This window comes from Methylibium sp., assembly GCF_031393925.1.
In the GTDB taxonomy this organism is placed as follows: domain Bacteria; phylum Pseudomonadota; class Gammaproteobacteria; order Burkholderiales; family Burkholderiaceae_C; genus Methylibium.
Genome location: NZ_JANMWL010000162.1, coordinates 1 through 9039 on the forward strand (window position 1 = coordinate 1; position 9039 = coordinate 9039).

The 9039-nt window shown below is 65.0% G+C and carries 9 protein-coding genes; 6 read left to right on the top strand and 3 right to left on the bottom strand.

Features of this window, described 5'->3' with window-relative positions:
• The first annotated feature begins 126 nt into the window (after positions 1-126).
• Positions 127-1662: an IS5 family transposase gene (locus tag RMO12_RS09150; protein ID WP_309639052.1), complete on the top strand. Its 1536-nt coding sequence runs from the start codon at positions 127-129 to the stop codon at positions 1660-1662.
• 348 nt (positions 1663-2010) lie between these two features.
• On the opposite strand, the gene RMO12_RS09155 is transcribed toward RMO12_RS09150, so the two are convergent.
• The 3 genes from RMO12_RS09155 to RMO12_RS15975 form a co-directional block, all read right to left on the bottom strand.
• Positions 2011-2541, bottom strand: coding sequence for a hypothetical protein (locus RMO12_RS09155; RefSeq protein WP_309639053.1), 531 nt, complete (start codon positions 2539-2541; stop codon positions 2011-2013).
• A gap of 1035 nt (positions 2542-3576) precedes the next feature.
• A complete protein-coding gene (locus RMO12_RS09160) occupies positions 3577-4185 on the bottom strand; it encodes a hypothetical protein (protein WP_309639054.1) in 609 nt (202 codons plus the stop codon).
• A 61-nt stretch (positions 4186-4246) separates the two neighbouring features.
• Complete coding sequence (locus tag RMO12_RS15975; RefSeq protein ID WP_405029651.1) at positions 4247-4951, bottom strand: transposase; 705 nt, start codon at positions 4949-4951, stop codon at positions 4247-4249.
• On the opposite strand from RMO12_RS15975, the gene RMO12_RS09170 reads away from it, so the two are divergent.
• The 5 genes from RMO12_RS09170 to RMO12_RS09190 form a co-directional block, all read left to right on the top strand.
• Complete coding sequence (locus RMO12_RS09170; RefSeq protein ID WP_309639056.1) at positions 4887-5240, top strand: hypothetical protein; 354 nt, start codon at positions 4887-4889, stop codon at positions 5238-5240. The genes RMO12_RS15975 and RMO12_RS09170 overlap by 65 nt on opposite strands.
• Positions 5237-6742: an Ada metal-binding domain-containing protein gene (locus RMO12_RS09175; protein WP_309639057.1), complete on the top strand. Its 1506-nt coding sequence runs from the start codon at positions 5237-5239 to the stop codon at positions 6740-6742. Before RMO12_RS09170 ends, RMO12_RS09175 begins: the two co-directional genes overlap by 4 nt.
• Positions 6739-7254 carry a methylated-DNA--[protein]-cysteine S-methyltransferase gene (locus RMO12_RS09180; protein WP_309639058.1) on the top strand — a complete coding sequence of 172 codons (516 nt, stop codon included), beginning with the start codon at positions 6739-6741 and terminating at the stop codon, positions 7252-7254. Before RMO12_RS09175 ends, RMO12_RS09180 begins: the two co-directional genes overlap by 4 nt.
• Before the next feature lie 73 nt (positions 7255-7327).
• The gene (locus RMO12_RS09185) at positions 7328-8221 is read left to right on the top strand and encodes a DMT family transporter (RefSeq protein WP_309639059.1); all 894 of its coding nucleotides are present in this window, start codon (positions 7328-7330) and stop codon (positions 8219-8221) included.
• A gap of 30 nt (positions 8222-8251) precedes the next feature.
• Positions 8252-9039, top strand: a 788-nt coding sequence (locus RMO12_RS09190; RefSeq protein ID WP_309639060.1) for a DMT family transporter, incomplete at its 3' end; no start/stop codon positions are given.

Genomic DNA, 9039 nt, shown 5'->3' on the forward strand with positions numbered 1-9039 from the left:
GTCGGCCCTGCAAATCTCCGCCAGCCCGCACAAACGCTTGCTCTGCGGGGTGAATGCCAATAGCGCGATCTCCCAGGATTGATTCCAATCGATATCAGTTCCTGGGAGTTTTGGAGAGCGCATCCGATGGCCACCGACGACTTTTTCCGCGCCCGGCTGGACTCGATGATCGACATGCGCCACCCGCTGGTGGTGCTGGCCACGCGCATGCCCTGGACCGATATCGAAGCCTCGCTGGCCCCGCTGCTCGCGCACAAGGATCGCAGTGGCCGTTTGGTCCAAGATGCCGACCTGTTCGGGCCCACCGCGCAGCTCGCTGGCGCTGGCCTGAGCAACGCCGGCCGCCCGCGCTTGCCTATCCGCCTGATGGTCGCGCTGCTGTACCTCAAGCACGCCTTCAACCTGAGCGATGAAGAACTCTGCGAGCGCTGGAGCGAGAACGTGGTCTGGCAGTTCTTCAGCGGCCTGGCGTACTACGAGCCGCGCCTGCCGTGCGACGCCACGCAGATCGGCCGCTTTCGCCGTGTGCTGGGTGAGGCCGGTGTCGAGCAACTGCTCAAGTCCACCATCGAAGCGTCCGTGTCGATGGGCGCGGTGAAGAAGTCCGAGTTCGAGATGATCATCGTGGACACCACGGTCCAAGAGAAGGCCATCGCGCACCCGACCGACAGCCGCTTGCTGGAGATCGCGCGGCACAAGGTGGCCAGCGCCGCCAAGCGCTGCGGCATCGCGCTCAAACAGACATTCGCCAAGGAGGGCCGTGAGCTGCGCCGCAAGGCCGGTGGCTACGCGCACGCCAGGCAGTTCAAGCGTCTGCGCCGCACGGTCAAGCGCCAGCGCACGATCCTGGGCGCACTCATGCGCAATGCACGGCGCGGACTGGAATCAATTTCGCAGGGAGTTGCTGGGCATGAGCCCACCGCGCTGGCCATCACTGAGCTGATGAAGTGGCTGGAGCGCGCCGAGCGCATTCGCACCCAGCAGCGCCACAGCAAGAACAAGCTCTACGCGCTGCATGCACCCGAGGTGGAATGCATCGGCAAAGGCAAGGCCAGGAAGCCCTTCCTTCGATACCTCAGGATGATCGGAAGTCAGGTCAGCCTGGCCGTCACGCACAAGCTGGGCTTGATGGTGGGCGCCCGGTCTTTCCCAGGCAATCCGTATGACGGCCACACGCTGGCCGAACAACTCGAGCAGACCAACACGCTGCTGCAAGACATCGGCGTCAGGCCCACCACGGCGGTCGTTGATCTGGGGTTCCGCGGCGTGGACGAAGCCTGCGCGCCGGTGCAGATCATCCACCGCGGCAAGTTCAAGTCACTGGACAAACAGCAACGACGCTGGCTCAAGCGGCGCCAGGCGATCGAGCCGGCCATCGGCCACACCAAGAGCGACAACCGGATGGACCGCTGTTGGCTGGGCGGCAGCAGTGGTGACGCGCTGCATGCGGTGCTGTGCGCCGCAGGGTTCAACATCCGCTGGCTGCTGCGAGCGATCGCCACCAAGGGCCTGGTGGCCCTTCTTTTGCTCTTCTCGCAGGTGGCGTTGTATGCGGCATGTATCGGCCACGCGCTGCAAATTGCCCTGCGTGCCGTTGGACAACGTGATCGGCGGTTCGAGTGGCGACGCTGGCGGGTCACGCCAAGTTTGGCGACAGGGTGAAGATCGATTTCGCAGGGCCGACTAGATACCGTCTTCGTCCTCGAATGCCGGTCGATATGTGCCAGCCGGAAGTGTATTGACGACGAGTCCAGGACGAAAGGAGAACGGCTTTTCTAGGACTACAACAAGACCGGCACCCGGGAACCCATTCAGACCGCGATTGGAGGACACGGGGCGATAGTTGGCACAGGAGCTAAGCACCACAAGTGCAACGGTCAGGATCGCCAATCTAGTAATTGCTGTCATGACCGTCTCGTGAGCCCTTTTCATACGCATGCTGTTGGCGCGACGATTTGCGCGGTTCGGTGTTGCATTGCCTTTCAAGATCAGACACTTGAGGGGTGTTTCTTAAGATCCCCCAATGGCACGGCCGACCAAGTTGATGAGCGTTCCGGATGTCACCGAACCCACGAAGTTCGCCGGGTTCAGTGCATTTAGTATTCGCTCGGCTATGGAAGGCTGTCCTTCTCCAGTCCCGAAGGGCTTGCTCAAATGCGCAAGTCCCTTGAAGGTTAGCTGATAGAACCCAGGTTCTCTCTCCCGAATGAAACCCTCTGCGGTTAGAGCGAAGATAGCTCCTTCCAATACGTCGGCGATGCGCTTCGCCTCCGCCTTCTTTCCGTTTAGCTGTTCGTTGAGCGCATCGAGCTTCGCCGTTGCTGCAACCACGGCCTCCTTTGAAAGCACCCCAGCCTCATCAAGTAGCGTCTGCATTCCGCTCCGCGTGGAGACTTTGCGTTCAGTGATCACCGTATCAGTTTGCGCAGACATGAGGGCGGACATGTCTTCTCTAGGAATTCGGATTGCGACAGGGAAGCTTTCGTAGGTGGAAGCGAAGATTTGCGCGGCGAAAACGCCAAATAGTTCGTTATTCTTCATCGAGTAGATTTCATTGGTTTACGCATTACTTAGGGCTGTATCGGCTTTTTATTCCATCGATCGTTCTTAGGTCGTCGTAATACTTCTTGTCGCCTGAATCCTTGTCTTCAAACGTGCGCTGACTATGTTTGAAACACGGGTTGCACCAGCCGAGTTTCACTCGTTGGAAGTCGGCGCTTTCGCCAAAGGTTGTCGACTGCCCACAATTCTTGCAGAGTGTCTTAGGCTTTTCCATCGTTCTGTCCTTCGTGTGGGAACGGTCTGTGAAGTTGGAATTGGGGCTAGCGACATGAGCGGCAGGCCAAAGGGCGCGAAGCGGCCTTTGGAACGTCGGCTCGATGGAGGAGTTAGACGTCGCGGTGGGTTGGACGCCGACGCCACATGGTGGCTCACCGGTACAGAGCGTCCTTACGGCAATTGCGGGCCAGATGGCTATTTCGGGACGCACTTGAATTGGAGCGTGGCACTGCCTGTACGCACAAACGGTATTGCGTCTTTGACTTCAATGTTGACAGTTTCGAACGCATTGCCTGTGCGCGCGCAGTATTCATTTGCCTCTGTATAGATATCCGCTTTCACGCCACCGGGCGTGCCAAACACGCCGGCGGCACTCTGCTTGGAGATCATGTAGGTTCCACGATCTGCCGGGACCACACCTGTGGACGCGCATCCTACGAGGACAGCGGATATGCAAAGGATTGCGTGTGCGACTTTCATTGATGAAGTCCTTGAGTGGCTGCAAAGGAACTGCTACGTGGATCATAGCTACACAGCTGGACATCTGAGTCAGGCGGTCGCTCTATTCGTGTTGTCACCCCGAACGGAAAACACGTCTCCATCGAAGATGACGCCGGAGCTCAGTTGCGTCGCCAACGTTCGACATGATTGGCGGGCCAAAGGACGCGAAGCGGCCTATGGAACGTCCGCTCGATGGAGTGGTTAGCGTAGTAATCGGCCTGCTGCCGAAAGTCGCGCCTCGGAAACAACCGTTGCATGACTTCTCGGTAATGAATCGGGCTGCGTTAAGGGTGTTTCTTAAGAGGCACCTGCGTGCCGCCCGGCACCGGCCTTGGGCGCATGCGGCGCGAGCGAACGGCCGAGGCAAACGAGTGCTGGTCGAACGGCAGCTATGTCGTCTCGCAGCTGAGAGTAGAACGACAGGCCCCACTCGCCCTTGTCCTTGTAGTAGAGCTCGTTGTGTATGTACTCCTGGCCAGCGACGCTCTCCGGATACTTGAGTGCCTGGTAGTACTTGTCGATGTCGGTATGAGACGCCGCCAAGAACTCCTTTAGTGGGCTTGGAACAGTGGCGGCTTTTAGATACTTCTCGAGGAACTGCGAGATCACAGCATCATTCTGTTCATCATTGAACGCTGATGCAAGAGCTGAGAGAGAGTGGTTGGGAGGCTTTGTTCGTGGACCCTTCAACGCAGCGAACCCCTTAAGCATGAGCTCGATGCCGTGGAAGAAACTGAAGAGCACCGGTGTTGCGACCATGTGATCCGACCATTTCGTTCTTTCCGCGTAGTCGATAGGCTCCGGGCCTTCCCCAACCACAAGCCAAGCATTTCGTTGCTTTGAGATCTCGTCGCTCGCCTGCTGCGTGAGATGCAAATACTGGATGCCAAGTCGCCAGTATTTCAAGGCGAGAGCGTAGGCTTCGGGGTCTTGACCGTGCGAGTGCGAGTCCATTTTCTTCAGGGGCCTAACGAATAGCGTTTATCTGACGCCGAGGCGAAGCTGATCGAAGGCACGGTTGTGCATGGCGTCGGATAAACCTCGTTGGACTGAGCCGCCGGCGGGCCGGCGGTGGAGTAGGCAGTGTAAGTTTCAGTGGCCTGTGCCGGCAATGCCGATGCATGCTGCAGCGGACTGCGGCGTGTTGCCGAGGTCGCATGCTGGCAACGAAGGCGGCGTGTGGCCGGTGCGCCAGCGACCCAGCGCGGCCCGGTGTGCCGCCGCGGCGTGGCCGACGCAGGAGGCTCCGGGCCTGCGTGCGCAAGCCGACGCTGAACACAGAGTAGGGCCGCGCGTGCGCGTCACGGCGGGTCTCGACAAGCGACCAGCAGGGGCGCTGCAAGCGCTGCAATGGCCGCGCGGTCGGCGCCGCGATGCTCGACCACGCACCAGTGGCCGAGCTTGCAATGCGGACAGCACGCGAGGTCGATGGCCGCGACGCGGCGCATGAAGGCTTGCGCATCTTCGCGCGCCTGCGCGTTGGCTGCGGGCATCGCGGCAACCGCCGCGCCAGCGCCAGCCGCTCGGTCTTGGCGGCCGGCGCCAGCAGCCCGTAGTGGCGGATGCGCTTGAAGCCCGGTGGCCGTACGTGTTGCAGCAGCCGGCCGATGAACTGCTCGCCCGGCATGGCGACGGTGCGCTTGCCGCCGGTGTCGTCAGCGCGCACCCGCATGAGCACCCTGTCGCCCGCGATGGCCAGCAAACGCTCGTTGCCGATGGCCGTGCGGTGCCGATCATCCTCAGGTATCGAAGGAAGGGCCGCGCAGGGCTTCGATACCTCAGCCCGAACGGTGGTGGGCGCTGGGCTGCTGAACATTGTCGCTAATCAGGTCGACGAATGTCATGCGCGGCCTAAACAAATGCGAACGGACGAACGACAGCATCGCTTCGACACAGCCCTGAAGCCACAGGTCCGAAAACGGCGAATCGCGGTCGCCGCCGCGCCTAAGATGGCGCCATGACCCTGGAACCCGACGCCGCCTACCGCGTCCTTCAATCCCACGACGCGCGCTTCGACGGCCGGCTGTTCGTCGGCGTCACGTCGACCGGCATCTACTGCCGCCCGGTCTGCCGCGTGCGCCTGCCGCGGCGCGAGAACTGCCGCTTCTTCGCCAATGCGGCCAGCGCCGAGCAGGGCGGCTTTCGGCCCTGCCTGCGCTGCCGGCCCGAGCTGGCGCCGGGCCTGTCTCTCGTCGATTCGCCGCAGGGGCTGGCGCAACATGCCGCACGCATGTTGGAGTACGCGGCGCGCCACGGCCAGCCGGTGCAACTGCCCGCCATTGCGGCCAAGCTCGGGGTGACGGACCGCCACCTGCGCCGCATCTTCGCGGCCTGGCATGGCGTGACCCCGATCGACTACCTCACCAACCAGCGCCTGCTGCTGGCCAAGCAGTTGCTGACCGACACCGCGCTGTCGGTGGCCGACGTGGCCGCGGCCTGCGGCTTCGAGAGCCAACGCCGCTTCAATGCGGTGTTCTCCGAGCGCTGCCGGCTGAGCCCGAGCGGGCTGCGCCGCGCGCAGCCGCGCGCGCTGGCGCGGCGCCGCGGTGGCACGCCGCTGCTGCGCCTGCCCGATGCCCTAGCCTGCGATGCGCTCAAAGTGCGGCTGGCCTACCGGCCGCCGTACGACATCGCCGGCGTGCAGCGCTTTCTCGCCGCGCGCTGCATCGCCGGGGTCGAAGCGATGGATGACCAGGGCCTGTGGCGGCGCACGCTCGCGGCCAGCCAGGGCGCAGCGCCCGGCTGGCTGGCGCTGCAGTTCCTGCCCGAGCGCCACGAGGTCGAAGTGATGATGTCGCCGAGCCTGGCGCCGCAGCTCGGCCGCATCAATGCGCTGGTGCGCCATGCGCTGGACCTCGATGCCGACCCGGCCCTGATCGACCCGGTGCTCGCCGCCTTGCCTTGGCCACGATTCACGGCCGTGCCCGGCATCCGCGTGCCCGGTGGCTGCGATGGCTTCGAGTCGGCCGTGCGCGTGATCCTCGGCCAGCAGGTCACGGTGGCGGCGGCGCGCACGCTGACGCGGCGGCTGGTGGAGCGCTTCGGTGAAACCGTCGAGACGCCGTGGCCCGAGCTGAACCGGCTGTTCCCGTCGGCACGCACGCTCGCGCAGGCGCCGGCCAGCGCGATCGGCGAGCTCGGCATCGTGCGCCAGCGTGTCGGCGCCCTGCAGGCCCTGGCCGCCGAGGTTCACCACGGCCGCATCGCGCTCGACCGCGGCGCACCGCTGGCCGCCACGCTCGATGCCTTGCGCGCCCTGCCCGGCATAGGCGAGTGGAGCGTGCAGTTGATCGCGATGCGCGCGCTGGCCTGGCCCGATGCCTTCCCGGCCAGCGACATCGGCGTGATGAACGCGCTGGGCACGCGCGACGCCAAGGCCGTGGCCGCAATGTCCGAAAACTGGCGCCCCTGGCGTTCTTACGCCGTGATGCGCCTGTGGCAATCATTGGAGACCGGCACATGAAACCAACCCCCTTCCCTACCGATGCCACGCCGTTCGCGGCGCAGGCCGAGATCGATTCACCACTGGGCCCGCTGACGGCATTGGCCACGCCCAAGGGCCTGGCCGGTTTGTGGTTCGACGCGCAGCAGCACCACCCGGGCGCGCTCGACGTGCCGGTGGACGCGCAGCACCCGCACATCGTGGCTGCGCGTGAATGGCTCAGCGCCTATTGGTCCCGGCGCCGCACCTCGCCGATCGCGCTCGACCCGCAGGGCACGCCGTTCCAGCAGGCGGTGTGGCGTGCCTTGTTGAAGATCGCGCACGGCCACACCAGCACCTATGGCGAGATCGCGGCGTTGGCCGGCAGGCCGGGCGGCGCGCGCGCGGCGGGGGCGGCGATTGGCCGCAATCCCGTCAGCATCATCGTGCCGTGCCACCGCGTGATCGGGCGCGATGGCTCGCTAACCGGGTATGCAGGTGGCTTGGATCGCAAGCAGGCGTTGCTGGTGCTCGAGGGGGTGCTGTTGGGATGAGGGGCTTTGTGGTTGGCTGGGCTTTCACCCCCTCCCCGGCCCTGCCCCGTCGAGGAGGAGGGAGGGTGACGGGATGAAGGCGCAACACCTGATTGAGCTGCTGATGCTCGCTGCGCTGTGGGGCGCCTCGTTCCTGTTCATGCGCCTGGGCGCGGCCGAGTTCGGGCCGGTCGCGTTGTCGGCGCTGCGGGTGGGCATCGCCACGCTGGCGCTGTTGCCGCTGCTGCTCTGGCGTGGCCAGCTCGCGTTGTTGCGCGCGCATTGGCGCGCCATTGCCGTCGTCGGGGTGGTCAATTCGGCCCTGCCCTTCGTGCTCTTCTCGACGGCCGCGCTGGCCATCAACGCCGGCTTGTCGTCGATCTTCAATGCCACCGCGCCGCTGTGGGGCGCGCTGATTGCCTGGGCTTGGCTCGGCGAGCGCTTGACGCTCACGCGCGTGGCCGGCCTGGCGCTGGGTTTTGCCGGCGTGCTCTGGCTGGCCTGGGACACGGCCAGCGTCAAGCCCGGCGAGCATGGCGTCAGCGCTGCGCTGGCGATCGCCGCCTGCCTGGCCGCGACGCTGTGCTACGGCTTCGGCGCCAACTACACCAAGCGCCGGCTCAGCGGCGTGGCGCCGCTGGCGGTCGCCACCGGCAGCCAGCTCGCGGCCACCGTGGTGTTGCTGCTGCCGGCCCTGTGGTTGTGGCCGGCCGTGATGCCGAGCACAACGGCCTGGGGCAGCGTCGCCGGCCTGGCCCTGCTGTGCACCGCAGTGGCTTACCTGCTGTACTTCCACTTGATCGACCAACTCGGCGCCGCGCGCGCAATCACGGTCACCTTCCTGCTGCCCGTGTTCGGCCTGCTTTGGGGCGCCATCTTTCTGGCCGAGAAGCTGACGCCCGCGATGCTGTTCGGCTGCGCCGTGATCCTGCTCGGCACCGCGCTGACCACCGGCGTGTTGCGCTGGCCAGTGCGACAGCCGGCCTGAGCCCGGCGCACGGTAGGCGACACTGGCGTCATGCCCGCCGACGCCAAAGGCCGACGCAGCCGCCGCGCGCTCTGGCTCGGCGTGGCCTTGGTGCTGATCTGGGGCGCCAACTTCAGTGTGCAGAAGGCCGTCTTCGCCTATCTGCAGCCCGGCGGCTTCCTGTTCGCGCGCTACCTGGTGATGCCACTGGCTGCGGCGGCATTGCTGTGCTCACGCTACGGCCGCCGCTGGCCGCGCCTGCCGCGTGCCGACCTGTGGGCCCTGTTGCGCCTGGGCCTGGCGGGGCATCTGGTGCATGTCGGCCTGGTCACCTACGGCATCCACTGGTCGACGGCGTTTTCGAGTTCCGTGATCCTGGCCTGCGGGCCGATCTTCACCTTGCTGATCCTGCGCTGGTACGGGCTCGAACAACTCAACCGCGCGCAGGTCATCGGCGTCGGCCTGGCGTTGATCGGCGTGCTGGTGTTCCTGTCCGACAAGCTCACGGGCGGCCAATGGCGCGCCGGTGGCGGCGACCTGGTGTTGCTGGTCGCGGGCTCGTTCTTCTCGTACTACACCGTCGCCACCAAACCGCTGATCGAACGCCACGGCGGCGTGGTGGTGATGACCTACGCCGTGCTGCTCGGCAGCGGGCCCGTGGTGGCCTTCAGCCTGCCGGCCGCGCTGGCGGTGGATTGGGCCCAGGTACCGCCGCTGATCTGGCTGGCCACGCTGTGGGCAGTGCTGGTCTCGGCCTTCCTCGGCTGGCTGGTCTGGGGCCATGTCAACGCCGTGCGCGGCGTGGCGCGCACCGCGCCGCTGATGTACCTGATGCCGCC

Coding starts and splice junctions, on each gene's coding strand:
- RMO12_RS15975 (WP_405029651.1), bottom strand. CDS start 4,951: ATGCGGGTGCGCGCTGACGACACCGGCGGCAAGCGCACCGTCGCCATG.
- RMO12_RS09175 (WP_309639057.1), top strand. CDS start 5,237: ATGACCCTGGAACCCGACGCCGCCTACCGCGTCCTTCAATCCCACGAC.
- RMO12_RS09150 (WP_309639052.1), top strand. CDS start 127: ATGGCCACCGACGACTTTTTCCGCGCCCGGCTGGACTCGATGATCGAC.
- RMO12_RS09185 (WP_309639059.1), top strand. CDS start 7,328: ATGAAGGCGCAACACCTGATTGAGCTGCTGATGCTCGCTGCGCTGTGG.
- RMO12_RS09155 (WP_309639053.1), bottom strand. CDS start 2,541: ATGAAGAATAACGAACTATTTGGCGTTTTCGCCGCGCAAATCTTCGCT.
- RMO12_RS09180 (WP_309639058.1), top strand. CDS start 6,739: ATGAAACCAACCCCCTTCCCTACCGATGCCACGCCGTTCGCGGCGCAG.
- RMO12_RS09170 (WP_309639056.1), top strand. CDS start 4,887: ATGAACTGCTCGCCCGGCATGGCGACGGTGCGCTTGCCGCCGGTGTCG.